This is a genomic window from Butyrivibrio sp. AE2032, assembly GCF_000702965.1.
Map to the genome: position 1 here is coordinate 2,027,211 of NZ_JNLF01000003.1, position 24,785 is coordinate 2,051,995.

22 protein-coding genes are annotated in these 24,785 nt (G+C 43.6%); 18 read left to right on the forward strand and 4 right to left on the reverse strand.

Going from position 1 to position 24,785, the window contains the following annotated elements:
- Window positions 1–8 precede the first annotated feature (8 nt).
- Window positions 9–860 carry a thymidylate synthase gene (gene thyA / locus BO18_RS10965; RefSeq protein ID WP_034446186.1) on the forward strand — a complete coding sequence of 284 codons (852 nt, stop codon included), beginning with the start codon at window positions 9–11 and terminating at the stop codon, window positions 858–860.
- A gap of 41 nt (window positions 861–901) precedes the next feature.
- On the opposite strand, the gene BO18_RS10970 is transcribed toward thyA, so the two are convergent.
- The 3 genes from BO18_RS10970 to BO18_RS10980 all read right to left on the reverse strand — a co-directional run bounded on the left by BO18_RS10970 (window position 902) and on the right by BO18_RS10980 (window position 4,458).
- The gene (locus BO18_RS10970; protein WP_034446188.1) at window positions 902–1,810 is read right to left on the reverse strand and encodes a diacylglycerol/lipid kinase family protein; all 909 of its coding nucleotides are present in this window, start codon (window positions 1,808–1,810) and stop codon (window positions 902–904) included.
- 27 nt (window positions 1,811–1,837) lie between these two features.
- On the reverse strand, window positions 1,838–2,332 hold the full coding sequence (locus BO18_RS10975; RefSeq protein WP_034446191.1) for a dihydrofolate reductase: 495 nt from the start codon (window positions 2,330–2,332) through the stop codon (window positions 1,838–1,840).
- 110 nt (window positions 2,333–2,442) lie between these two features.
- Window positions 2,443–4,458 carry a methyl-accepting chemotaxis protein gene (locus BO18_RS10980; RefSeq protein WP_034446194.1) on the reverse strand — a complete coding sequence of 672 codons (2,016 nt, stop codon included), beginning with the start codon at window positions 4,456–4,458 and terminating at the stop codon, window positions 2,443–2,445.
- A gap of 226 nt (window positions 4,459–4,684) precedes the next feature.
- Here BO18_RS10980 and tig point away from each other — a divergent pair, with 226 nt between their 5' ends.
- From tig to BO18_RS11005, 5 genes are all read left to right on the forward strand, one after another.
- A complete protein-coding gene (tig, locus tag BO18_RS10985) occupies window positions 4,685–6,139 on the forward strand; it encodes a trigger factor (protein ID WP_034446197.1) in 1,455 nt (484 codons plus the stop codon).
- 133 nt (window positions 6,140–6,272) lie between these two features.
- The gene (clpP, locus tag BO18_RS10990) at window positions 6,273–6,875 is read left to right on the forward strand and encodes an ATP-dependent Clp endopeptidase proteolytic subunit ClpP (protein ID WP_034446199.1); all 603 of its coding nucleotides are present in this window, start codon (window positions 6,273–6,275) and stop codon (window positions 6,873–6,875) included.
- A gap of 2 nt (window positions 6,876–6,877) precedes the next feature.
- Window positions 6,878–8,146: an ATP-dependent Clp protease ATP-binding subunit ClpX gene (gene clpX / locus BO18_RS10995; RefSeq protein WP_034446201.1), complete on the forward strand. Its 1,269-nt coding sequence runs from the start codon at window positions 6,878–6,880 to the stop codon at window positions 8,144–8,146.
- Window positions 8,147–8,237: 91 nt separating this feature from the next.
- Window positions 8,238–8,840, forward strand: coding sequence for a ribosome biogenesis GTP-binding protein YihA/YsxC (yihA, locus tag BO18_RS11000; protein WP_034446204.1), 603 nt, complete (start codon window positions 8,238–8,240; stop codon window positions 8,838–8,840).
- A 112-nt stretch (window positions 8,841–8,952) separates the two neighbouring features.
- Window positions 8,953–9,525: a hypothetical protein gene (locus BO18_RS11005; protein ID WP_034446207.1), complete on the forward strand. Its 573-nt coding sequence runs from the start codon at window positions 8,953–8,955 to the stop codon at window positions 9,523–9,525.
- 80 nt (window positions 9,526–9,605) lie between these two features.
- Here the strand turns inward: BO18_RS11005 and BO18_RS11010 are convergent, their stop codons facing one another.
- Window positions 9,606–10,220, reverse strand: coding sequence for an HdeD family acid-resistance protein (locus BO18_RS11010; protein WP_034446209.1), 615 nt, complete (start codon window positions 10,218–10,220; stop codon window positions 9,606–9,608).
- 169 nt (window positions 10,221–10,389) lie between these two features.
- On the opposite strand from BO18_RS11010, the gene clpB reads away from it, so the two are divergent.
- The 12 genes from clpB to BO18_RS11070 all read left to right on the forward strand — a co-directional run bounded on the left by clpB (window position 10,390) and on the right by BO18_RS11070 (window position 24,705).
- Window positions 10,390–12,984, forward strand: a complete 2,595-nt coding sequence (gene clpB / locus BO18_RS11015) for an ATP-dependent chaperone ClpB (RefSeq protein WP_034446211.1) — start codon at window positions 10,390–10,392, stop codon at window positions 12,982–12,984.
- Window positions 12,985–13,031: 47 nt separating this feature from the next.
- Window positions 13,032–13,283, forward strand: coding sequence for a DUF6171 family protein (locus BO18_RS11020; protein ID WP_034446213.1), 252 nt, complete (start codon window positions 13,032–13,034; stop codon window positions 13,281–13,283).
- Window positions 13,284–13,378: 95 nt separating this feature from the next.
- Window positions 13,379–14,020: an endonuclease III domain-containing protein gene (locus tag BO18_RS11025; RefSeq protein ID WP_034446215.1), complete on the forward strand. Its 642-nt coding sequence runs from the start codon at window positions 13,379–13,381 to the stop codon at window positions 14,018–14,020.
- Window positions 14,021–14,119: 99 nt separating this feature from the next.
- On the forward strand, window positions 14,120–14,335 hold the full coding sequence (locus BO18_RS11030) for a hypothetical protein (protein WP_034446217.1): 216 nt from the start codon (window positions 14,120–14,122) through the stop codon (window positions 14,333–14,335).
- Between the two features lie 222 nt (window positions 14,336–14,557).
- A complete protein-coding gene (locus tag BO18_RS11035; RefSeq protein WP_034446220.1) occupies window positions 14,558–14,857 on the forward strand; it encodes a hypothetical protein in 300 nt (99 codons plus the stop codon).
- 181 nt (window positions 14,858–15,038) lie between these two features.
- Window positions 15,039–15,941 carry a GNAT family N-acetyltransferase gene (locus tag BO18_RS11040; RefSeq protein WP_034446222.1) on the forward strand — a complete coding sequence of 301 codons (903 nt, stop codon included), beginning with the start codon at window positions 15,039–15,041 and terminating at the stop codon, window positions 15,939–15,941.
- A complete protein-coding gene (locus BO18_RS11045; RefSeq protein WP_034446224.1) occupies window positions 15,938–19,000 on the forward strand; it encodes a hypothetical protein in 3,063 nt (1,020 codons plus the stop codon). Before BO18_RS11040 ends, BO18_RS11045 begins: the two co-directional genes overlap by 4 nt.
- A gap of 25 nt (window positions 19,001–19,025) precedes the next feature.
- Entirely contained in the window at window positions 19,026–19,568 is a 543-nt protein-coding gene (locus BO18_RS11050; RefSeq protein ID WP_034446226.1) for a hypothetical protein, read from the forward strand.
- A gap of 4 nt (window positions 19,569–19,572) precedes the next feature.
- Entirely contained in the window at window positions 19,573–20,427 is an 855-nt protein-coding gene (locus tag BO18_RS11055) for a hypothetical protein (protein ID WP_034446229.1), read from the forward strand.
- The gene (locus BO18_RS11060) at window positions 20,427–21,452 is read left to right on the forward strand and encodes a hypothetical protein (protein ID WP_034446231.1); all 1,026 of its coding nucleotides are present in this window, start codon (window positions 20,427–20,429) and stop codon (window positions 21,450–21,452) included. Before BO18_RS11055 ends, BO18_RS11060 begins: the two co-directional genes overlap by 1 nt.
- Before the next feature lie 216 nt (window positions 21,453–21,668).
- Window positions 21,669–23,717, forward strand: a complete 2,049-nt coding sequence (locus BO18_RS11065; RefSeq protein ID WP_034446233.1) for a HelD family protein — start codon at window positions 21,669–21,671, stop codon at window positions 23,715–23,717.
- A gap of 73 nt (window positions 23,718–23,790) precedes the next feature.
- Window positions 23,791–24,705, forward strand: a complete 915-nt coding sequence (locus BO18_RS11070; RefSeq protein WP_081860989.1) for an AEC family transporter — start codon at window positions 23,791–23,793, stop codon at window positions 24,703–24,705.
- Window positions 24,706–24,785: the final 80 nt, after the last annotated feature.

The following is a 24,785-nucleotide window of genomic DNA, read 5'->3' on the forward strand; positions in this document are numbered from 1 at the left end:
GTTTAGAAATGGCTTTAGCAGATGAACTTTTTATCAACATGTGTAAGGATATTTTGGAGAATGGCACATCAACAGAGGGGGAGAAGGTACGTCCTCATTGGCCTGATGGAACATCGGCTTATACTATCAAGAAATTTGGCGTGGTAAACAGGTATGATCTTTCCAAGGAGTTCCCGATCATGACTCTCAGGAAGACAGCCCTTAAGAGTGCCACCGATGAGATTCTTTGGATCTACCAGAAAAAGAGCAACAATATCAATGATCTTAACAGCCATATCTGGGACGAGTGGGCTGATGAGACAGGCTCCATTGGAAAGGCCTACGGCTACCAGATTGGGCAAAAGAGCCTTTACAAGGAGGGAGAGTTTGATCAGATGGACAGGGTCATCTACGACCTGAAGAACAATCCGTTCTCAAGGCGTATAATGACCAATACCTATGTATTCTCGGATCTTCATGAGATGCATCTGTACCCTTGCGCCTACAGTGTTACCTACAATGTAACCCAGAAGCCGGGAGAGGACAGATTGACCCTGAATGCGATCCTGAACCAGAGATCTCAGGACGTTCTGGCGGCTAATAACTGGAATGTGGTACAGTATGCGGTCCTTGTGCACATGCTGGCTCAGGTCTGCGACATGAACGTGGGTGAGCTGGTACATGTCATTGCAGATGCGCACATTTACGACAGGCACGTACCTCTTATCAAGGAACTTATCGAAAGAAAGCCGCTGCCTGCACCTAAGTTCCACTTAAATCCTGACGTAAAGGACTTCTATGAATTCACAAGAAACGACGTTTCCCTTGAGGGCTACGAAGTAGCAGGAGAACAGCTTAAGGATATTCCTATTGCAATCTAAGACAAAAGGAACCGCCTCCGTGGTAAACGGAGGCGGTTCTTTTATGGCTTAACCATGATGGTGATAGCTTTATTTATTACCTGGATCTCAGTGTCCCTGTAGGCTCCACCGAATTCGCCGTCCAGGGTCCACTCCACGTTTTCGGCGCAGGAGAATTTGGCGTAGCTGACCTGTTTGAAGGTGATATAGGGATTTCCTGCTTCTTTGGAAGCAAGGGCTGCCAGGATCGCATTGAACTCTGTAAGGTTCTTGGGAGCACGGATCAGCATAAGCTCCATCTTGCCGTCGTCCTGCTTAATGTCAGTGTCTCCAAAGAGGTTCATACCACCTACAGAGGCTGAGTTGCTCATGGAGCCAAAGAGAAAGTCGCCTTCTTCGTCGATTCCGTCGGCTTCAACTCTCATGTGGGTGCTGCAGCCGATATTCTGGGGCAGCTCTGCAATGGCGCTTATTACGTAGGCAGCATAGCCAAGCACATTCTTCAGGTCCTGATCTGTGGCATAGCTTACCTTTGAAAAGGCACCAAAGGCTGCCACGTAGTTGAAATAGTTATTGTTCATTTTGCCAAGATCATAGGAGTAGGGCTTGCCGTGAATAGCAACCTCCAAAGCTTTTGCTCTGGTGGAAGGTATTCCCAGACCCCTGGCAAAATCGTTTGTACTTCCGTTGGGAATGTAGGACAGGAGAGGCTTCTTTTTCATGGACATCATGGCCTCGACCACGTGGTTCAATGTACCGTCTCCGCCGCTGCACAGCACCAGGTCTATCTTTCCGTCATACTCATCAAGGAGCATATCAGAAGAAAAAACCGTGCCCGGAATAATAGGGTAAACTATTGGCTCATAGTCTGCCTGAGCAAGGGCTGTGATGATTGGGAAGGTATCATTTCCTGCTTTTCCTGTTCCAGCTTTTTGATTAATTAACACTAAGGCTCTTTTACGTTTAGACATAGTTTGCTTTAGACCCCTTTGCGATAATTATTTTCTCTTTTCATATATCCTGTAGGTGTAAGTAATGTCGAAATATACCTGTTCGTCACTCTCATCTACCATTTCCCACTCGGGAAGCTTATCAAGGTTAGGAAAAAAGGCATCTGCTTCATATACTTTATCAATGAAGGTAACAATGCATCTGTTGCAGTCATCAAGGAATTCCTTGTAGACGCTGGCTCCGCCGATGATGAAAACATCGTCCGGATCCTCATCCTTTATGAGCTCAAACAGCTCTTCTCTGTTATGGGCAACTTCTGCATTTCTCACTTCGTAATCGGGTTTGGTTGAGAGGATGATATTTCTTCTCTTTGGAAGAACTATCTTCTGGGGGAAGGTCTCTAAAGTCTTACGGCCATAGATAATGGTCTTTTCAAGAGTACGTCTTCTGAAATTATCCTTCTGATCTGCGGGAATGCTAACAAGGAGCTGCCCCTTATTTCCAATAGCCCAGTTGCTGTCAACGGCTACGATCGCCTGCATATATCCACCTCCGGTAATCATTAAATATGTTACCTTCTATTGTAGCAAAAAAAGAGGATTGCCACCACATTGCATGATGGCAATCCCCATATATTCTATCGTATTGATGCTTATGATTTGAAGAATTCCATCTCCTTGTTGAGCTTTTCTGCGATTTCTTTAAGACCGTTTGCTGAGCCTGCAAGAGTAGTAACTGTTGCGGAAAGCTCCTGCATGGAAGCTCCTGTTTCCTCAGATGATGCTGCATTTTCTTCAGAGATTGCTGAAAGAGCGCTCATAACATCTACAACAGCATTCTTGGAAGTATCACACTGCTCTGCACCCTGAGAAATGAGTTGTACGCCGCCAACGGTGCTTCCGATATCTCCGAGCATTCCATTTACTGCATCCAGTGTTTCTCCAAGAGCAATCTGCTGATCCTGGTTGCCCTGCTTTACGTCTTCAGCTGCCTGTACAGCTGCCTTGGACTGCTCAAGGAGGATATCCATCTCTTTTCTGATATCATCAGCCATTGCCTTTGAGTCGTCAGCAAGCTTACCAATTTCTTCAGCAACAACTGCAAAGCCCTTTCCTGCTTCTCCGGCTCTTGCTGCCTCGATAGAAGCATTCAGTGAAAGGAGGTTGGTCTGGGTTGCTATGGAAGCGATTCCCTCAACCTTGTCGTTGATATTTGTAACAGCCTCCTGAGTAGCTGCGATAGTTCTTGAAATGTCATCAATCTTTGCGGTCATCTCAGATGAGGAATTCTGAAGGGATGCAAGGGATGCGCTGGATACTTCAGAAGCTTCTTTCATCTTGCCTGTAAGACCTGACAAAGAATCGGTGGAGGTCTGTACATCACCTACGGCTTCGCCAATCCTGCCTACATTCTCAGATGCGCTCTGGATCTCATCGGCCTGCTGTGTAGCACCTGATGCGATTTCCTGAACGGCATTTGAAACGTCCTCTGCTGTCTGGGAAATCTGATTTGCCATATCGGAGAGCTCCTCTGAGGAGATTCCTACATCTGAAGCGGATGCCTTGATATGAGATACTATATCTTCAAGTTTGGAGATAACGGTGTTGGTGCTTCTTACCATTCCGCCAAATTCATCTTTTCTATCGTGGAACTTGTCAACTGATTTAAATCTACCGTCTGCAAGAGCTGAGAGTGAATCATTTACATCGCCGATAGGATCTGTAAATGCTTTTGACATGAAGTAGGAGATAACACCGGCAATAACTGCCAGGATGATACCGATGATGATTACAAGCCAGGCAGCTGATGTGGCGGTTGACTTGATCTGCTTCACGCTTCTTGCGCACGCGATAACAAAACCTGATGAAGATGATCTAACCCAACAAATCACGGACTCGCCGTTACCTGCATTCTGCTGATACATTCCGCTCTCGCCCGGGTCACTCATGAAAGGAGCGCCTGAGAGATTGACGTCTTTTTCATTTTCAGGTGTGAGCTCCATAGCGGACATGGCCGCAACCATACCTGTTCTGTCAGAAACAAAGGCATCTTCGGCTTCTGCTGCAAGGATTTCATGAAGAGCATCCATGCTGTAGTTACGCTGAACCATACCTACGATAGTTCCGTCGTCGGCATATACCGGAGCAACGATGGTGATCTGCCTTGCACCTGTTGAAGCGGAAGTTATAACGTCTGATACATAACAGTTTCCTGCCATAGCCTGCTTGAAATAATCTCTTTGCGATACATCAACCAGTTTTCCCGATGCACGAAGGAGCTGCATACCATCAGCACCGGTAAGAACGGAGATGTTTCCGTCACCAAGATCTGCATCAATGGTATCTAAGTATGCCTGCGCTTTTGAAGCAGCAGTAAGGTCATTGGGGTTGATATAAAAGGCCTTGGTGGAAGGAGCGGCTGCTATTGCCTGCATCGCAACGATGTTTTTCTGGATCACGGTCTCAAATGTGGATTCAATGTACCATGCCTGCCAGTCCAGTGCATCAATTGCGTCGGTTGTCGCCTTCTTGGTTGATGTTACATAACTTACAATGATGGCTGCTACCAGAGGAACGATAGCAACCAGCATCATTACAGAGATGAGTCTGGTCTTGATGCTGTCAAAAAACTTAATGTCTGATGCTTTTGTTTCCGTTTCTTTTGCCATAACACGCCTCCATGAAAAAAAGTGGAAAAAGCTACAGAATAATTATACAACTGTGCACATTAAAAAGAATATTAAAAGTCGTAATATAATAAATATTTAATAATTGCAGGTTTTCTTTTTGAAATTAATTGATAATATGTAGAAATTTAGATAACGATATGATATAATCGTACAGCGACTGTGCCCGGATGGGCTTATAAAGATATTAGTTAAGGAGAAACATGAAATGAGCGTAACAGTAGAGAAGCTTGATAACAGCATGGCAAAGCTTAAGATAACAGTTCCGGCTGAAGAGCTTGAGAAGGCTATCGAAAAGGCTTATCAGAAGAACAAGAACAAGATCCAGCTTCCTGGATTCCGTAAGGGTAAGGCACCTCGTAAGATGATCGAGAAGATGTACGGTGTTGGCGTATTCTATGAGGATGCAGCTAATGAACTTATTGAGGAGCAGTATCCTAAGGCTGCAACAGAGTGCGGAGAGGATATCGTTTCTTCACCTAAGATTGATGTTGAGCAGCTTGAGGCTGGTAAGGACTTCATCTTCACAGCAGAAGTAGCCCTTAAGCCACCGGTTAAGCTTGGAAAATATAAGGGAATCGAAGTAGAGAAGATGGACCTTGACGTAACAGACGAAGAGGTTGATGCTGAGATTGATAAGCAGAGAGGTATGAACGCAAGATCAATCGACGTTACTGACAGAGCTGTTCAGAACGGCGATACAGTATCTCTTGATTTCGAGGGATTTGTTGATGGAGTTGCATTTGAAGGCGGTAAGGGAACAGATTATCCTCTTACAATCGGTTCAGGTGCTTTCATTCCTGGATTCGAGGAGCAGCTGATTGGCTTTGAGATCGGCCAGGAAGGCGATGTAAACGTTAAGTTCCCTGAGGATTATCAGGCAGAGAATCTTGCAGGCAAGGACGCTACCTTCAAGTGCAAGGTTAATTCAATCAGAGCAAAAGAGCTTCCTGAGCTCAACGACGAGTTTGCTAGCGATGCAGGTTTCGATACCCTTGCAGAGTACAAGGAAGATGTAAAGAACAAGCTCATTGCCAAGAAGGAAACAGACCAGAAGGCAAAGAGAGAGGATGCTGTAGTAAGAGCCGTTATCGAGGATTCAGAGATGGAGCTTCCTGAGGCTATGGTTGAGACACAGCAGAGACAGATGGTTAATGAGTTCGCTCAGAGACTTCAGATGCAGGGCATGAACATGGATCAGTATCTCCAGTACACAGGCAGCTCTGTAGACCAGATGCTTGCACAGGTTAAGCCACAGGCTATCGAGAGAATCAAGTCAAGACTTGTTCTTGAGGCTGTTGCTGAGAAGGAGAACATCGAGATCTCTGATGCAGACCTTGAGGCTGAGCTTGAGAGCATGGCACATCAGTACAAGATGGATGTTGAGAAGCTTAAGGAGCTTATGTCTGACGAAGAGAAGAAGCAGCTCAGAAGCGACCTTGCAGTACAGAAGGCAGCTACTTTCCTTGTTGAGAACGTTAAGGAAGGCGCTAAGAAGGCAGCTAAGAAGGTGGCAAAGAAGGCTGCTGATGCTGAGGCAACAGAAGAGAAGCCTAAGAAGACAACAACAAGAAAGACAACAAAGAAGGCTGACGATGCTGAAGCTACAGAGGAGAAGCCTAAGAGAGCAACAAGAAAGAAGAAGACAGAAGAAGAGGCTTAATTTATTCGATCTGATTAATATTAGTAAAGAGCGCTGCGATTTGACCGTAGCGCTCTTTTTGCTCTATAATGATAAGTGTGTTTGTGGTATGTAGTGGTACTATGCACATAAGTAAGATAGAAGGAGTGGAATAATGAGTTTAATACCTTACGTCATTGAACAGACCAGCCGTGGAGAGAGATCCTATGATATCTATTCCAGACTGTTAAAAGAAAGAATCGTCTTCCTTGGTGAAGAAGTAAATTCAACATCAGCAAGTATCGTGGTAGCACAGCTTCTTTTCCTTGAAGCTGAGGATCCTAATAAGGATATCCACATGTATATCAACAGCCCCGGAGGAGAGATCACATCCGGAATGGCTATTTACGACACAATGCATTACATCAAGTGTGATGTAAGCACTATCTGTATCGGAATGGCTGCCAGCATGGGGGCATTTCTTTTAGCCGGCGGAGCTAAGGGCAAGAGAATGGCTCTTCCTAATGCCGAGATCATGATCCATCAGCCTCTTGGCGGAACACAGGGCCAGGCTACTGAGATTGAGATCGCAGCTAAGCATATCATCAGAACAAAAGAGAAGTTGAACAGAATGCTGGCTGAGAACACAGGAAAGCCTTATGAGCAGGTTGCAGCTGACACAGAGCGTGACAACTGGATGACAGCTCAGGAAGCCCTTGATTACGGACTTATCGATTCAATCGTTGAGAATCGCCCTAGAGAAAAAGAGGATAAATAATTATGGCAAAGAATTCCGGAGAGATCAGGTGCTCTTTTTGTAACAAGACACAGGATCAGGTTAAAAAACTCATAGCAGGCCCTGCAGGGGTTTATATCTGCGACGAGTGCGTGGACATCTGTGCTGATATCATCGAGGAAGAATTTGATGATGAGCCTGTTCGCGGTCAGGACCAGCAGATCAATCTGCTCAAGCCTGTGGAGATAAGGAATTTCCTTGACGAGTATGTAATTGGACAGGAAGAGGCCAAGAAGGTTCTGGCTGTTTCCGTTTACAACCATTATAAGAGAGTACTTGCTCCAAAGAATGATGACAAGAATGATGTAGAGCTTCAAAAGAGTAACATCATTATGATCGGACCAACAGGTTCAGGTAAGACATATCTGGCTCAGACCCTTGCCAAGATCATAAATGTACCTTTTGCTATCGCAGATGCCACAACTCTTACAGAGGCCGGCTATGTGGGCGAAGATGTTGAGAACATTCTTTTAAAGCTTATTCAGAATGCGGATTACGATATTGAACGTGCCCAGTACGGAATCGTTTATATCGACGAGATCGACAAGATCACAAAGAAGAGTGAGAACGTATCCATCACCCGTGATGTTTCAGGTGAGGGCGTTCAGCAGGCACTTCTTAAGATAGTTGAGGGAACAGTTGCAAGTGTACCTCCTCAGGGTGGTAGAAAGCATCCACATCAGGAGCTTATCCAGATCGATACCAGCAACATTCTCTTTATCTGTGGCGGAGCCTTTGATGGTCTTGATAAGATCGTTGAGGCAAGACTTGACCGCAACTCCATCGGATTTAATGCAGAGATCGCAGATAAGTCTGAGCGTGAGATCGGCGAGGTTTTGAAGGAGGTTACTCCTCAGGATCTTGTGAAGTTTGGTCTCATTCCTGAGTTTGTAGGTCGTGTGCCTATTACAGTTACTCTTGAAGGTCTGTCAAAAGAGGCTTTGGTGCGTATCTTAACTGAGCCAAGGAATGCGCTGGTTAAGCAGTATCAGAAGCTCTTCGACTTCGACGATGTAAAGCTTACCTTCGAGGACGAAGCTGTTCAGAAGATCGCGGCTATGGCTTACGAGAGAGAGACTGGTGCCAGAGGACTTCGTTCTATTATGGAGAAATCCATGATGGATGTTATGTACGAGATCCCATCTGATGACAGCATAAGCGAGTGCGTTATCACAGATGCCTGCGTAGATGGCACAAGCCAGCCGCTTATCGTAAGAGGCAAAGAGCCTAAAAAGCTCAAACCTGCCAAATAAAGTTAACAGCAATTGATCAAGCGGAGTTGTAAAAGGCTCCGCTTTCATTTTCAGTATTTCCGCATGCGACGCGGAGAAAAAAGGTGATCATATGGTTATAAAGAATGTAAATCTTGAGACGGTCTGTGGAATTACCAGTACTCTTCCGGACAATACACTTCCTGAGTTTGCTTTTGCTGGAAAGAGTAATGTGGGAAAGAGCTCTCTGATAAACGGGCTTATGAACAGGAAAAACTATGCAAGGACTTCCCAGGAGCCCGGAAAGACTCAGACCATCAATTACTACAATATCAATAATGAGTTTTATCTTGTGGACCTTCCTGGCTATGGCTTTGCCAGAGTTTCGGAAAAGACCAAGCAGCAGTGGGGAAAGATGATAGAAAATTATCTTCATACCTCTCGCCAGCTTCGAAGGGTCTTTTTGCTGATCGATATAAGGCATGATCCATCAGCCAATGATGTTCAGATGTATAAGTGGATCGTGCATCAGGGATTCCAGCCGGTTATCATCGCTACCAAGGCGGACAAGATAAAACCCTCCCAGATGGAGAAGCATCTTAATATGCTAAGGTCAGGTCTGGGACTTCCTGAGGAGCTTAAGATCTATCCTTATTCAGCTCTCAAAAAGACCGGAAGGGATGAAATTTACGAATTAATGGATAGTATTTTGGCTGAAGATGGAGAAAAAGCATAAAAAGTTAAGAAAGTTTTAGTGTTTTAAGAGAAACTTTATATGAAATATCGACAACTTGTTTTATAATTAAAGTTGACAGAAGTCATAAGTTAAAGTGAGCGAGGTGTGTGATATGAAGAGTATAGTTAGAAAAGTTTCCGGTCTGTTATGTGTAGCAATGATTCTTGCATTATCATTTAGTACAAAATCTTATGCAGGAAGTGATTGGCCATATTACTTTGATTTCAGTGACCAGCTTCTTTCAATTGATGCCGGAGGATCTGCTGAGGTTGGAGTAGTGGCAAGAGGTAATTATACCTACTTTGTTGGAAACCACACCAGTAGTGGCACATACATCGAGACTAACTTTAAAGGTGGCACCGGAAAGATGATAATCCACATTGGTGCTGATGAGCAGGTAAAGAACGTATTCTTCTATATGTATGCTGATGAAGATCCTGTTAAGCTCGAAGACTATGCTACTATCGAAGTATATGTACAGAACATCCAGCCTTCTTATGCATATCCTGGATCAGATGCTCTTAAGTCATATGCCGGAAATAATGGAGAGTTCAATGCATTTTTCTACTATGTAAACTATGCGGACCTCAGAAATGCCTATGGTGTAAATGGTGACAAGCTTCTTGAGCACTACAACACCTTTGGAAAGAAGGAAGGCAGAGTTGCCAACAGACTTATTAAATGATATTTGTTTGCTAATAAGATAATATGAAAGCCTGATATGTCAAAACCGACATATCAGGCTTTTATTTGTGTATAGAAAGATTATTTTTTTGAGGGATTTACTTCTATGATCTCAGCGTCTGTGTCTATGGCTTCGGCTTCTTTAACGGCCCGGTTAACAGCTTTTGAGAACTTGGATACCCTGGATGCTGTCCATAAATTGGAAATTCCATCGTAGATCAGGAATCCTCCGATGACTTTTATAACGAGCTCTTTTGCCATTTCTGACTTGAATACGAGGAATCCTCCAAGTCCAAGGGTTATCAGAGCCAGGATGAGAGAAATCCACCATAATGGATATTGAAGCTTTATAAGGGAAAAGGTCTGGCCTAAGTTGATAAGTCCACTTACCAGAATGAAGACACCAAACAGCTTTGGAATGAAGCTTGTGAAGGTGCTGGGATTAACGAAGATCCAGACTCCGATAGCTGCTATGATGATTCCTACGGCGAGTTTTCCCGAATCAATCATGCCTCTTTCTGACTTTAAAAGGAAAGCTACGATAAAAAGTGCTCCGATAATGGTAAGGAGTACAGCCAGTGCCCTTGCCATAATGGTCAGGGAAACTTCCGGCCAGAAAATAAGAATGCCTCCGACGATGATCATTACCAGTGCTTCAACAATGTAGTCGATTTTCATTTTCTTGATTTTTTCCATTGACGGTTCTTCCTTCATTAGTATATTTGCATTACGTATCTATTATAGCACTAACAGCGATACTGCAAGCGTTATAATAGGAGTTGACAAGTAAAAAAGTGGTGTTATACTTGTAATAGAACAGAGAACACAAAGCGGGCAATTTATACGCCGCGGGAAGGAGTGTTTTATGAATATACAGAAATTTACTCAGAAATCCATAGAAGCAGTTCAGGACTGCGAGAAGATTGCTGTTGAATATGGTAATCAGGAGATAGAACAGGAACACCTTTTGTATGCTCTTATGACTATTGATGACAGCCTCATAGCCAAGCTGGTTGAGAGGATGGGAGTTGATGTCAGATCCTTCATCACAAGGATAGAGCAGGGGATTAGCAAGCGTACCAAGGTACAGGGGGGACAGCCCTATATTGGTGCTGATCTTAATAAGGCTCTTTTGTCAGCTGAGGATGAGGCCAAGGCACTGGGAGACTCCTATGTATCCGTTGAGCATCTCTTTATGGCTATCATCAAGAAGCCCAACAGGGAGGTAAAAGAGATCCTGGCTCAGTTTGGCATCGACAGGAACAGATTCCTCCAGGTTCTGTCTGAAGTAAGGGGCAACAGGAATGTGACCACAGATAACCCGGAGGCTACCTACGATACTCTTAACAAGTACGGCACAGAGCTGGTGGAGAAGGCAAGGAAGCAGAAGCTGGATCCTGTTATCGGAAGAGATACTGAGATCAGAAATGTGATCCGTATTCTTTCCAGAAAGAGCAAGAACAACCCTGTCCTTATTGGCGAGCCTGGCGTTGGCAAGACTGCAGTTGTTGAGGCGCTGGCCCAGAGAATAGCAGGTGGCGACGTGCCAAGTGCTCTTAAGGATAAAAAGATCTTTTCCCTGGATATGGGTGCACTGGTGGCAGGAGCCAAGTACAGAGGTGAGTTTGAGGAAAGGCTTAAAGCTGTTCTTGAGGATGTTAAGCAGTCAGATGGAGAGATCATTCTTTTCATTGATGAGCTTCACCTTATCGTAGGAGCAGGCAAGACTGATGGCGCCATGGATGCAGGAAATATGCTTAAGCCCATGCTGGCAAGGGGCGAGCTCCACTGTATAGGTGCCACTACTCTTAATGAATACAGACAGTACATTGAAAAGGACGCTGCCTTAGAGAGACGTTTCCAGCCTGTAATGGTTGAGGAGCCTACAGTTGAGGATACCATCAGTATCCTTCGTGGACTTAAGGAGAGGTATGAGGTCTTCCATGGGGTTAAGATCATGGACTCTGCCCTAGTCAGTGCAGCGGTTCTTTCTAACAGATATATTTCTGACAGGTTCCTTCCTGATAAGGCCATTGACCTGGTGGATGAAGCCTGTGCCATGATAAAGACTGAGATGGATTCCATGCCTGCAGAGCTTGATGAGATGAACCGTAAGATCATGCAGATGCAGATTGAGGAGGCAGCCCTTAAGAAGGAGGATGATTCCTTAAGCGTTGAAAGACTTGCTAATCTTCAGAAGGAGCTGGCTGATCTGAAGGAAGAATTTGACGCCAGGAAGGCCCAATGGACCAATGAAAAAGAGGCTGTGGACAAGCTGGCAGCCATGCGTGAGCAGATAGATACCATTAATTCTGAGATTGCCATTGCCCAGAGAAACGGCGATTATGAGAAGGCCGGAGAGCTTCAGTATGGAAAGCTTCCTGCTCTCAAGAAGCAGCTGGAGGAAGCTGAGGATCTGGTCAGAGCAAAAGAAAATGAAACAGTTCTTGTACATGAGAGAGTTTCTGATGAAGAGATTGCAGGTATCATCAGCAGATGGACCGGAATCCCTGTAAGCAAGCTCACTGAGAGCGAGAGGAATAAGACTCTTCATCTGGCAGATGAACTTCACCTTCGTGTGATCGGACAGGACGATGCTGTAACAAAGGTTTCTGAGGCTATCATGAGATCTAAAGCAGGCATCAAGGACCCAAGTAAGCCAATAGGCTCCTTCCTGTTCCTTGGACCTACAGGTGTTGGTAAGACAGAGCTTGCTAAGAGCCTTGCTCAGGCACTTTTCGATGATGAGAACAACATGGTGCGAATTGATATGAGTGAGTATATGGAGAAGTTCTCCGTGTCCAGACTCATAGGAGCGCCTCCCGGATATGTAGGCTATGAGGAGGGTGGACAGCTGACAGAGGCTGTAAGACGTAAACCCTATGCAGTAGTTCTTTTCGATGAGATTGAGAAGGCACATCCTGATGTATTTAATGTACTGCTTCAGATCCTGGATGACGGCCGTGTGACTGACTCCCAGGGAAGGACTGTGGACTTCAAGAACACCATCCTTATCATGACCTCCAACATCGGTGCTCAGTATCTTCTTGATGGGATCCGTGATGACGGTTCCATCAGTGAAGAGGCAGAAAAAGACACTATGGAGGATTTAAGGAATCATTTCAGACCTGAGTTCCTTAACCGTCTTGATGAGATAATCATGTTCAAGCCTCTCACCAAGGACAACATTGGGAATATCATTGGTCTTATTGTGGATGATCTTAACAAGCGCCTTTCCGACAGAGAGATCAGTGTTCGTCTCACACCTGCAGCCCAGCAGTATGTTATCGACAACGCTTATGATCCTATCTACGGTGCAAGACCTCTTAAGAGGTTTGTACAAAAGCATGTGGAGACCATGTCAGCAAAGCTTATTCTTGAAGACAGGGTAAGACCTCATGACGCCATTGAATTTGATGTGGAAAATGGGGAATTGGTGGCAAAACCTGTCAAAGGGTGATACACTGACCATGAACCCAAAGCTGATCAGATGAAAGGATTGCAGTATTGGCAGACAACAGTTGTAAGAGATGCCTTCTCTACGAGATGGCAGGAAATGAAGATGTAAAATCCCAGCTTGAAAAGACTAAAAGCCTTATGTCTCCAGGGGAGAAGGTTTCTGATGAGAAATATGAAAAGAGGCTGTCACAGTGTAAAAACTGTGATAGCCTCTTAAATGCAACCTGTCTTAAGTGCGGGTGCTATGTGGAAATCCGTGCCCTTGCAGACGGGGCAAGATGCCCATCGAAGAAGTGGTGATCAGCTCTTAAACAGGATCTCCATGTAGAGTGCATGGAAATATGGTGTAAAATGGAAGAGGAGAATAAAAACAACAGGTTAAAACGGGTGGACAAATGACCAAGAAAAAACTGGCCCTGGAAGTAATAGAGAGGCTAAAAAAAGAATATCCTGATTCCAATTGTACACTGGCTTACGACAAGGCCTGGCAGCTACTTGTAAGTGTGAGGCTGGCTGCTCAGTGCACGGATAAGAGAGTGGATATGATCACGCCTCTTTTATATGAAAAGTTTCCTACGGTGGCTGCCCTGGCAGAAGCAGACGTGGCTGACATTGAGGAGATTGTCAGGCCATGCGGACTTGGCAATTCAAAAGCCAGGGATATTTCAGCCTGTATGAAGATGCTCCACTATGAATATAAGGATCAGGTTCCGGACACCATGGAGGAACTCCTTAAACTTCCGGGAGTAGGCAGGAAGAGCGCTAATCTTGTACTTGGTGATGTTTACGGAAAGCCTGCGATTGTCACTGATACTCACTGCATAAGGCTTTGTAATCTTATAGGCATTGTAGATGATATTAAGGAACCTGGGAAGGTGGAAAAAGAGCTGTGGAAGATAATTCCACCGGAAGAGGGAAATGGGCTTTGTCACCGCTTTGTGGATCATGGAAGGGCAGTATGTGTTGCCCGTCGTCCCCAGTGCCAGATCTGCTGTCTCAGGGACATTTGCCGATATGGTAAAAAAACCATTAACTAACTGTTTATAAAAAAGTAATTTGACGATATATATGATGACTAGATAAAATGTCAGAAAGTAAAGCAAGTCATTTGTAAACTGCGAAAGGATGCACAGTGTATGGATGCAAACGGATTAAGCCCTGAACAGCAGGCACTTTTGGCAAGTATAATGGGAAAATCTTCTCAGGCCGGTGGCGGCGGTGGTTTCAGCCCGGCTTCTGTACCTATGCCAGGAGGAGCAGCTCCTGCAGCTGCAGCACCTTCCCCTGCAGATTCCGGTAAGATGCTTTCCCAGTCAGAGATTGATGCCCTTATAGCTTCCATGGGCAACTAAAAAGCCTTTCTAAAAACTAAATACGATAAATTTTATCCCAAGGCTATAGTGTAGCCTTGGGATTTTTTGGTTTAAATTTATCGTAGAAATGTTTATTAAATTATTGTAAAAACGAACAAAAACTTTAATTATTGTATATAATTTAAGAGTAGGAAAAGGTCCTTTTTCCGATAATTTTTAAATTGTGAGGTGAAAAGATCTTGGAATATAAGGAGGTGACCCATGTATATTTCAATGCAGTGTTCGGACAATTCAGGCGTGCTCAATACTGAAATCTGTACCTTCTACGGCATCAGATATGTGCCTAGGTTCAGGGCAGCAGTGATCTCTACGGAGCATCTCAACCATGAGTATGTTATTCCCATGACTCCTCAGGACTATGAGGCGGCAGTAAAGCAGATCAAGGATGCCATGAAGACTCGTGCTACTATGATCAGCCTTGAGCAGGGAATGGTAAGCCGTGGAAGAAAAGGTGAGATCAGAAATATGGAGCCTCAGAAACTCGTTATCATAGCCTTATAAGGCTTAAAAACCTTGCATAGAAATGCCTTGCTTAGGTAAAATAGTTATACGAATTAAAAAACCTATCTTTGACACCTAAAAAGCCGCAATCCCAGTATATATCTAGAATTACGGCTTTATTTTTATCTCGCGAAAAGCGTAATGCTGCGTAAACTAGTTTGAAATCGTGGAAAAATAACTTATGAAAGGAATCGGATTGTTTATGTCTGAACCCGTACAGGTTAAAAGAGTGGCTTTGCCTGAAGATACTCTTGCAAGGCTCATTACCCCGGAAAGGGCAAGAGCTCTTTTGAAAAAGGGAGTATATACCTATGGAATTCTTAAGGAAGGTCAGAGGAGTCTGATGGGAGTATGCATATTCTCCCTCTCCGATGATGTTCCTCTGGCTGTAAGCCTCGAAGAACTCTATGTGCTTAAAGAATATAGGGGGAACGGATATGGGAAGATTCTGCTTGAAAAAGTGATCGAAGAGCTTAAAAAAGACAAAATCCGGTATGTTCTTTATAAGAAGGTATCAGAGAAGATCGAAGAGGTTTTTGAATGTTACGACTATGCCATAAAAAACGGATTTGTCCCATCTGTAATAGATGAAAAGATCCTTTACTACGATATTGTAAGTTTATTGGGCAGAAACTTTGAGAACAAAGAGAGCGAAATAAAAAAGGAGATGGACAGAGTCGTCAGATTTAAAGATCTGTCAGGTGAAGAAATAATAAGGTTTAACGAAAAAAAAGATCATGGTTTATATAAGATTAGGCTTAAATCATTTGATGAAAAACTGACTCATTTCTTTATGGATAAAGGAGAAATCCTGGGAGTGGCAAAGGCTGTAAGAGATGGAACCAAGGTTATCTTAAACAACATCTATTTAAAGCCGGAAATGAATCTGACTCAAAATTATGAGGCACTTTTGATAGGGTTTGTACGGGCAGCAGCTCATGATGAGAGCATTGAACTTGTTGTTATCCAGACAGTGGGAAATGGGAGAAAAGAAATTGTCAAAAAGCTTCTGGGTAGGTCAAATGCAGAATATCCCGCAACAGAGCTTGTGAGATACCTTGATACTAAGGAGGTAAGCAAATGAAGGGAAAATTTGATGATGAAAGCATAGAGCTCTTTTCGAACACATATAGCGAGGAAGAAATCAATGAGCTCATTTCGGGAAATAAGATTAAAGAGGGGCCAAAGTACAAGGAACAATCTGTAAAAGACCTAATAGAGAACAATAAGCTGAGTGAATCAAATATAGAGCTTAATGAGATCGACAAAAATACTGATCTTGAAAATATGCTCATCAATGATCACAGTATGATGGATGCTTATGTCGAAGATATAAAAGGAGCAGATAAAGAGCTTGATAGACAAAGAGCTGAAAAAGAAAAGGGAATTCTTTATAAAGAGTTCTTTGATAGCTATATTAATGATCTTAAGAATAAAATTGCTCTATACCAAAGACATACTAAAGATACGAAAAAAGACTCTGTTCAGTATCAGCGACTTATTGATTCTCTCGCTAATGTCAGAACTATTTTAAATTCAAGGGATCAGGATATAAATAAACTTATTGATTCGGTCCTCTATCTCTCAGAAGCGGCAAACGCTTACTATGACACGCATAGAGGAAGCAGACGGACAGATGAGGGAAAGGCCAGGAAAAAAATGGCCAAAGATATAAGGGACTTTATGAGGGATTTTTTCTTCGGAATGTCATTTAGCTATGGGGATAGTGGCGTTCCGGAACCTGACATCAAGGTTCCTGACGATGCCGAAAAAAAGCGTGTAAACAAGAGTATTAAGGATTTTGATAAGGCATATAAAAACTGGTGCACCAACTTTGCCAAAGATGAGATCATAGATGAAAGAATTCATGTCAGAGAAAAGTTTTCTCTGTTTAAAGCCTATGAAGAAGATATACAAAAATATAAGGCAATTCACAGTGAAACAAAAGAAGAAGATATGCCCTATGTAATACGGCAGTATGACATGTTAAGTGAACAGTGTCATTTCCTTGATCTGCTGGAGGAGCAAGAAGGCAAGAGAGTATTAAAAGATAAAAATAACAAAGAGATGCTTTCCCTGGATGAGGAAATAGAAAAATACGCTGAAGATCAAGGGGATGAGGAAAAAGAAGAGAAAATATCTTTTACAGGAAAAAATGAAGGACTGAGTGATAAAACGGTAAAAGCCCTGGAAGAGGTAGATAAGTGGTTTGTAAGAAACTCTTATAATGGCGGTTTTATGGGAAATATAGCGGATCGGTTTAAGAATAACAATTCCGAGATCGTAAAGTTACTGCTGGCTAAGACCAAGAGAGAGAGGCTCTACATCTACTATCTTCTGGAGACAGACCACAGGAAAGACCCATCCCTCGTTGATGTTCATGACGCAATGGATAATTATGTTCCAAAGCTTGATCTTATCAAGAGCACAATACTGGCCACACCGCTTAAGTTCTACAGCCGCTTTGCAGGTGACTATGTCTATATGCACAAGTTATCTGATGCCTTGAGAGCCAACAAGAATAATAAGCAGATGCTTATAAGATTTTCTGAACTCAATGCGGAAACAAAAAAGGACAAGAAAAAGAAAGAGGCTCTCTTAGAAGCCAAAAAAAATGGCCAAGCACTAACTCGCCGGGAAAGACTTGACGTTGCAGCCATTGAACGTGATCTGTCGCTTAAGGACGCCTATAGAGTCATGAAAAAACTCAGAAATAAGCAGACAGAACTTGAAGTGACAGACAACACTGATAAAAAGCATGAGATACAGGAAGAAATCGACAAGCTGACCCGGGATGCAAAAGAGAGCCTGCGGGACCTTATCGAAAAAGACAAGCAGGTAGGAGAAGTCAGGAAGGCCCTCGGCCTGGATAAAGGCAAGGTTGGAGATAAAAATGCACCTTTAGATGTGAAGGAAAAGAATGACAACAGCCAGGTCCAACAATTCAGCGGTGAACTTGACAGCTTTGCCGGAGCTCAGCAAACTCTTTCAACAATCTCCACTGCTGCATCCACGTTATCAAAAGTCAGCTGGGGGCTGGATGAAGCGGCATCCAAGGAACTTAGCTCTATTTTGGGCACTGACGTAGGTATCTCATTTGCGGTAGCGAGTAATCTGTTATCTTTCTTTGCTTCAGCTTATGCCCTGAGTTTTGCAGCAAACATGCATGCGGGAGATATTATGAAGACTATAATTTCCCTGGGGCAATCTCTGACCAGTGCTGTGTCCAAATTATGGACCACTGCGGAGAAAGCTGAATTTGTTGCAACCCATGGCAGTAATGCAACCTATGTTGCAAGCGAGGCTCTTCAGGCGACAGGTATTGCGGCCGCCGGAGCCACTATTGCTATTGGCGCTTATACAGCTATTTCCGCAGGTCTTGATTCGCATAATGCCGAAAATGCAAAAAAACTTCTAAAATCAAAATATACTAATCGTCTGCGCAGCAAACAGGAGATACTCGATGATAAGTCATTATCCAAAGATCAGCGGGACGCAGAACTTAAGAAGTCAAAGGAAGCCAGATATGAAAAGAATATGATAAGGCTCTCAGAGAAACTTAGCGAAAGAAAGGCACTATCAGGTGAGGTTACTATGGTGTCAGGTACTATGGCACTTATAGGAGTTTTGATTCCCGGTGTTGGAACTGTGATGTCTCTTGCAGGACTGGGACTTATCCTGGCTCATAAACTTACCGATCGAAGCATAATGAGGTCTATAAGAGAAGAGACCTTTGATGAATTTTTCAATTTCCAGGAGTTCTATGATAAGGTCAAGTCCAGAATGGACAACGCAGGAAAGACAATTTATGATCCGGACAATTTCAAGGACATGCTCAGAAGAAGGTTGGCAGCAGCTGCGGGGTATGCTGATCTTATCTCGGCTCAGATGGGAATAGCAACAAAATATGCAGAGCTTATATATGAAAAGCTCTTTCCTTCAGATAAACCGGCCGACGGAGACGAACAGATCGAAGGTGATCTTAATGTCGAAATTGACGAACAGGACAAAAAAGTCGATAAGGCGAAAGAAGACGAAAAGAAGGCATATATCCAGATAGTAAAGAGCTTTGGACTTTCTTACAATGAAAAGAAGAAAAAGCCTGCCAAAAAGCTCCTTGTCAGAAAGATGTGCGGCAGATAAATAATCACCAAAGAGGAGAATAAGCATGAATATAAGTGAAAAGAAACAGGAAAGACACGAACTTCTTGAGAGAATGGAAGACGATCTTCAAAAGGATCTCATTGCAGCTAAGCTGAATACTCCCGAAGAGGAAAACGGGCACGAGATTCTAAGTGTAATGTATGATGCGCTTGGAATGGAGGAAGATCCTGTATTCGGTGAGTTTTACTTTCTGGATATACCGGACGAAGAGGCAGAGGTTCAGCATTTTTGCGCAACCCTGACACTGGCTGATGATGTAGAAAGTGAGCATCTGCCGGAACTTTTTGAGGCTATGAGCTACATAAATGCAGCTTTGCCCTGCGGCTCATACAGGCTGGATATGGACAAAAAGTATCTCTCATTCCACCTGGCAGTGCCCTTAAGTATTGATATGGACAAAGAGGCACTCTATGAGGAGATGCATATTGTATTGGCAAATGCCATCTCTATCTGCGATGTTTACATGGATCTCGTTCTTAAGATCATGGCCGGCACAGAGACACTGGATTATGTTAAGGAAGTACTTAACCCTATGAGGAACGAGTAAAAATATGGAAGTGATAACGATCACCGGTGACAATGCACTGGATTTTTCAGATTATGTCAGCGAGGACATTTTAAGCTTCCTTGATCGGGAATTCTTCAGAGGACTTGGGGTAGTTGACAATTACTTAAGTCCCGTGGGAGCTATCGTCTATGAGCTGATGGAATATGACAGCGAAAAAGATATCAAAAGCCGCATATACTCGTTCAAGGTGGAAGGTGATGAGGTTGCAGACCTGATCATGTCCCAATATCGGGAGGATGTCGGAGAGGAAAACGTGGTGGAGAGCCTCTATGAGTTTGCAGACGAGGAGACGGAGCACTATTTTAAGCACTACGGGTTTGAGTCTGAGAGGATGGAATCCATCGAGCTGCAATTAAGCGCAAAAGACATAAAAAGCATAGTGGAGAAGAACGGAACCAAGAAAATTCCGTCCTATATAAAAAGCCTTTCGGAGATATCTCCCCTGCAGTACAGGGAGTATTTGAAAAAACTCCTTGTTCACGGGCAATTTGGAATATTGGAGGATCTGGCCTACCTTCCGGTGACCTGGTTTGACGGGGACGTATCCTTCTGTTCCATGGCCGACGGCAAGATAGACGGCATTTTTTTGATCCGCAGATTACCATCGGGAACTCTTTTGCCCTGCCTTTTTACATCCTTTGGTATCGATTCAAGAACGAATCTTGGATTTCTTATGTTTTCTGCAATTCAAAGGGTGGCGGAGAAATGCGAAGATGGCACAAAAGTGATAATACGTCGCCGCAACACCAATGTAAGGAGCCTTACAGACAAGCTTTTTCCCGGTAAAAAAGGACCTTTGGTATTCATAGGTAAGAGAGCAGAAGGGGAGGTGAGCTAATGATGACAGATATTATAAACGTTGCTATTAACCTCATAGCTGCTCTTATAACGCTGTGGGTCTTTGTGTTGTTTCTGAAAAATAACCACAGAGATCATAAAGCAGTCTCGGCCTATTTTTTCCTTGTACTTGCTGCGCTTATCATGGGCATAGTGGGAGTGGCTTTAGAGTTTGTTGAAGGACCTGCGAATTCGGGGCCGCATGCACTGGCAGTGTTTCTGGAATTTATATATGAGGCCTGTATTGATCTGTCACTGGCGATCTGGTTTTTGTACTCCTCTTTTAAGACCTATGACAGTATTGATTATATAAAGCGCAAATTGCTGAGATATTCAGCTCCTATTGCTATTATTTTTCTTTTGGATGTGGTGAATCTGTTTACCGGAATGTTCTGGTACTATGACAGCAATGTGGTATACCATTCTACGGATCTTTATGACTATTGGGGTATGGTCCGTTATATTTACCTTATCATGTCGATCTATCAGTTCAGAAATTATAAAAAGGAAAACGGTAAGCAGCAGTTTTTCACAATTTGGATATATGTAATACCTGTAGCTTTTGGATCCATTGCAGAGTCACTGACCGGTCATACCTTTTTTACTCTGGGTATTGCAGTAGGTACTGCTCTTTTATATATGCTGTTTAGGGAAAAGGAAAAATATACAGATGATGAGAGCGGTTTTTACAATCTGCAATATCTTGGCAGATTAGAGGATCAGGTAAATAAAGGAGAGCGTGAGCCCCGTATAGCCATAAGGCTCAGCCTGCTTCAGAATAAAGACGTAGATGAGTTTTATAACCAGCTGAAAACTATACTTCCTGAGGGGTGCGATACCGTAAGGACAGACGATAATACCTTTATCACTCTTGTGTACAGTGATGCCAGGGGACTGGCCAATCTGCTTACGGAAGACATTCACATGATCGCAGAAAGTCAGAAAATTCCTGTAGAGGTAGAAACTTTTACAAAAGACAGAAATGAATCGTCCATCCATTTTTTGGCCGGGTTAAAGCAAAAATGAAAAAAGCCGATAGTATATCTTAGAAATGTTCATATGAAGGAGATAACGCATAAATGAGCAGAATGGATCCTCAGAAACTCGTTATCATAGCCTTATAAGGCTTAAAAACCTTGCATAGGAATGCCTTGCTTAGGTAAAATAGTTATACGAATTAAAAAAGCATCTACATAAAGTAGATGCTTTTCTAACATTGGGTTTTAATGAAAGGTATTATGTATGGATAAAGACGTATTTGCTAAAGAGCAGGCACATTTAACAAAGACGTATAATAAGCTCCTTGAGATCAGGGAAGGGCTGCTGAACCAGATCTCAGAGCTCAATGAAAAAGCTGTGGATGACAAGAACGATATCCGGGACAATATCAGGTTTGACTATGCGGATATTGAGACTACCATGGAGACTCTCACAGAGATAGAGGTGTGGAACCGTTACATCGACACCTATAATGTTGAGAGCTCATCCCTTGGAAGGCGACTGGATACAGTGGAAAAGCTCCTTCAGTCACCTTATTTTGCTGAGATCTCTTTGAAGTTTGATGACAGTGAGGAACCGGAGAATTTCTACATTGGCCGTGCTGCCATAGCTGACAAGGGCCACACTCAGATGGTTGTGGACTGGAGATCTCCTGTGGCGGAGGTCTACTATAATCAGGAAAACGGCCCCACAAGCTATACTGTAGATGACAGGACTATCCCAGTAGATCTGAAGCTGCGCAGGCAGTTTGATATACAAAGAGATAAGCTTATTTCCTTCTTTGACACACAGATAGCCATTGAAGATCCAATGCTTCTCAAGTCTCTTTCCCAGACCAGGTCTGACAAGATGCAGGCAATAACTGCCACCATCCAGAAGGAGCAGAACACCGTGATAAGGTATCCTGATGTTCCGGTTCTTTTGGTAAACGGCATCGCAGGAAGCGGAAAGACTTCTGTGCTCCTTCAAAGGATTGCATATCTCTTTTACCAGAAAAGAAAAACTCTGCGCCCGGATCAGGTGTGCCTTCTGACACTTAATCCTGTGTTCAGGGACTATATTGATAACGTACTGCCGGATCTTGGAGAGACCAATCCTCTGACCCTGACCTGGCGTGAATTCCTTGATATGGCCAGGGTTCCTTCCGATGGAAACGAGCTTGATTACACCCAGGATGAGAGCCTTGATAAGATACATGAGGCTATGCAGACCCTGAAGCCTGAGCCAGAAGATTTTGTGGACATTAAGCAAAAGGAAAGGGTAGTTCTTTCAGGAAAAGAAGTATTCGATGTGGTAAAGAAATTCAGCCAGTTCCCTCTTGGGGTAAGGCTTATACAGACTGTTGCCGATGAGCTTGAGGTGAGAGCTAAAAACGCCCTTCACAACATGGATATTGATTCAGGTGATGAGTCAGATTCCACAGCCGGTTCCGAAGTTGCTGAGGACAACAGGATAGAGAATGATTATGGCGGAGCCTTAAGTACCATCAGGCACTGCGGTTTTGTGGATGTTAAGCACGTGGCACGGCGCATCCTTGGAAGTGAGCAGGTGACTGCTGCAGAGTGGCTGTTCACAAGAATGGAGCTGACAGGTCAGTGCGACAGGAACATGCGCTACGTTATGATCGATGAAGTTCAGGACTACACCATGGCCCAGCTTCAGGTGTTTAAGAAATTCTTCCCAAATGCAAAATTTATGCTTCTTGGGGATGAGTTCCAGGCAATCCGTGAGGGAACAGTTACCTTTGATCGCATCGGTGAAATGGCAAAGGCTGATAACAAGCAGTTTGTGGAACTGCCTCTTTTAACCAGTTACAGAAGTTCACCGGAGATCACTGATATGTTTGCATCCCTCCTTCCGGAGGAGAAAAAGATGCTGGTTTCTTCCGTGCAGCGTCCGGGACAGGAGACCACTATAAAGAAATGCAAGACTGATAAGGAGTACTACGAAGAGCTTTCAAAGCTCATAAAAGATTTTGAAGAAAAAGACGGGCTTACAGCTGTAATCTGCAGAGATGGCTTCAGCCTTGAAAAGATAAGCGAAGGGCTTGGAAAAGATGCTCCAAAAACTGTAGCAGAGTCAGACTCACTTCCAAAGAGCGGAGCATTTCTCATTGAGCTTTCCCTTGCCAAAGGCCTTGAGTTTGACAACGTGATCCTGGCAGACGGGGATTCGGATTCATATCCTTCGGACGAACTGGGCAAGCACTGCATATACACTGCGATTTCCAGAGCAACCCAGCATCTGGCCATCATCGCCAAAGGGGAGCTTTCAAAGACCATAAAGTGCTGAAAAGGAAGTATGAAATTCTTCCTGGAGGATTAAGCCTTGACTGGGAAGCAATGGAAGGATTGATAAAAGAAAAATGATATTAGTTCAGCAAATGCTTGTTTTATTTGTTCTCATGGGGATAGGGTACTTCTGCGGTAAGAAGGGCTTTATCACCGATGAGTTTTCAAAGAATCTCTCATGGCTGGTGGTGAACGTGGCAACACCGGCCATGATCCTAAATGCTGGAATGAATTATGAGAGCAGCATCAGGGGAAAAGAGCTGTTGTTCGGATTTGGAATGGCTCTTTTAGTATATGCTTTTCTTATTGCCATATCATTCCTGGTGATCCCGCTCCTTCGGATTCCGGATAATGATAAGAATGTATACCGTGTCATGACTATCTTTTCAAATATAGGATTTATGGGGCTTCCCATCCTACAGGCAGCCTATGGGTCTGAGGCGGTTCTTTACGGTGCGATTTTCCAGTTCCCTTATAATTTTTTGATATACACCTATGGTATAGCTGCCATGAAGGGGGGAAATGCCTTGGGGAGCAGTGAAGGCCTTAAAAGGATCATCAACGTGGGAGTGATCTCAAGCCTTTTGGCTATTGTGATATATGTTTCAGGAATTCATATGCCGGTGGTTATCCGCACCTCTGCAAGACATCTTAGTAATCTGGCAGCCCCTTTAAGTATGATGGTCATCGGTCAGTCCATGATCCACTTTAAGCTAAGAGGTATTCGAGGAAATATAAGGCTTCTTGCCTTTTCAATCCTGAAGCTTGTAACCTTCCCTATTCTGGGAATGCTGCTCCTTAGCTTCTTTGTGAAGGATGAGATGCTTCTGCATGTCTGTTACATCATGCTGGCAACTCCTGTAGGTTCCATGACAGCCATGGTGGCCCAGCAATATGGCGGTAATTATACTCTGGCAGCAAAGGGAGTGGCACTGTCGACAGTTCTTTCCGTAATCACGATACCTCTGGTGTCGCTATTGATCTTCTAAGTGAATATTTTCTTGAGAATATAAGGGGTGTCATGTTTGACATCCCTTCTTCATGTGGTAAAATTTGTAGATAAGTCTAA

Bases quoted from the DNA above. Each gene is read 5' to 3' on its own strand.
- thyA (WP_034446186.1), top strand. From the start codon at position 9: ATGGCTTTAGCAGATGAACTTTTTATCAACATGTGTAAGGATATTTTG.
- BO18_RS10970 (WP_034446188.1), bottom strand. From the start codon at position 1,810: ATGTCTAAACGTAAAAGAGCCTTAGTGTTAATTAATCAAAAAGCTGGA.
- BO18_RS10975 (WP_034446191.1), bottom strand. From the start codon at position 2,332: ATGCAGGCGATCGTAGCCGTTGACAGCAACTGGGCTATTGGAAATAAG.
- BO18_RS10980 (WP_034446194.1), bottom strand. From the start codon at position 4,458: ATGGCAAAAGAAACGGAAACAAAAGCATCAGACATTAAGTTTTTTGAC.
- tig (WP_034446197.1), top strand. From the start codon at position 4,685: ATGAGCGTAACAGTAGAGAAGCTTGATAACAGCATGGCAAAGCTTAAG.
- clpP (WP_034446199.1), top strand. From the start codon at position 6,273: ATGAGTTTAATACCTTACGTCATTGAACAGACCAGCCGTGGAGAGAGA.
- clpX (WP_034446201.1), top strand. From the start codon at position 6,878: ATGGCAAAGAATTCCGGAGAGATCAGGTGCTCTTTTTGTAACAAGACA.
- yihA (WP_034446204.1), top strand. From the start codon at position 8,238: ATGGTTATAAAGAATGTAAATCTTGAGACGGTCTGTGGAATTACCAGT.
- BO18_RS11005 (WP_034446207.1), top strand. From the start codon at position 8,953: ATGAAGAGTATAGTTAGAAAAGTTTCCGGTCTGTTATGTGTAGCAATG.
- BO18_RS11010 (WP_034446209.1), bottom strand. From the start codon at position 10,220: ATGGAAAAAATCAAGAAAATGAAAATCGACTACATTGTTGAAGCACTG.
- clpB (WP_034446211.1), top strand. From the start codon at position 10,390: ATGAATATACAGAAATTTACTCAGAAATCCATAGAAGCAGTTCAGGAC.
- BO18_RS11025 (WP_034446215.1), top strand. From the start codon at position 13,379: ATGACCAAGAAAAAACTGGCCCTGGAAGTAATAGAGAGGCTAAAAAAA.
- BO18_RS11030 (WP_034446217.1), top strand. From the start codon at position 14,120: ATGGATGCAAACGGATTAAGCCCTGAACAGCAGGCACTTTTGGCAAGT.
- BO18_RS11035 (WP_034446220.1), top strand. From the start codon at position 14,558: ATGTATATTTCAATGCAGTGTTCGGACAATTCAGGCGTGCTCAATACT.
- BO18_RS11040 (WP_034446222.1), top strand. From the start codon at position 15,039: ATGAAAGGAATCGGATTGTTTATGTCTGAACCCGTACAGGTTAAAAGA.
- BO18_RS11045 (WP_034446224.1), top strand. From the start codon at position 15,938: ATGAAGGGAAAATTTGATGATGAAAGCATAGAGCTCTTTTCGAACACA.
- BO18_RS11050 (WP_034446226.1), top strand. From the start codon at position 19,026: ATGAATATAAGTGAAAAGAAACAGGAAAGACACGAACTTCTTGAGAGA.
- BO18_RS11055 (WP_034446229.1), top strand. From the start codon at position 19,573: ATGGAAGTGATAACGATCACCGGTGACAATGCACTGGATTTTTCAGAT.
- BO18_RS11060 (WP_034446231.1), top strand. From the start codon at position 20,427: ATGATGACAGATATTATAAACGTTGCTATTAACCTCATAGCTGCTCTT.
- BO18_RS11065 (WP_034446233.1), top strand. From the start codon at position 21,669: ATGGATAAAGACGTATTTGCTAAAGAGCAGGCACATTTAACAAAGACG.
- BO18_RS11070 (WP_081860989.1), top strand. From the start codon at position 23,791: ATGATATTAGTTCAGCAAATGCTTGTTTTATTTGTTCTCATGGGGATA.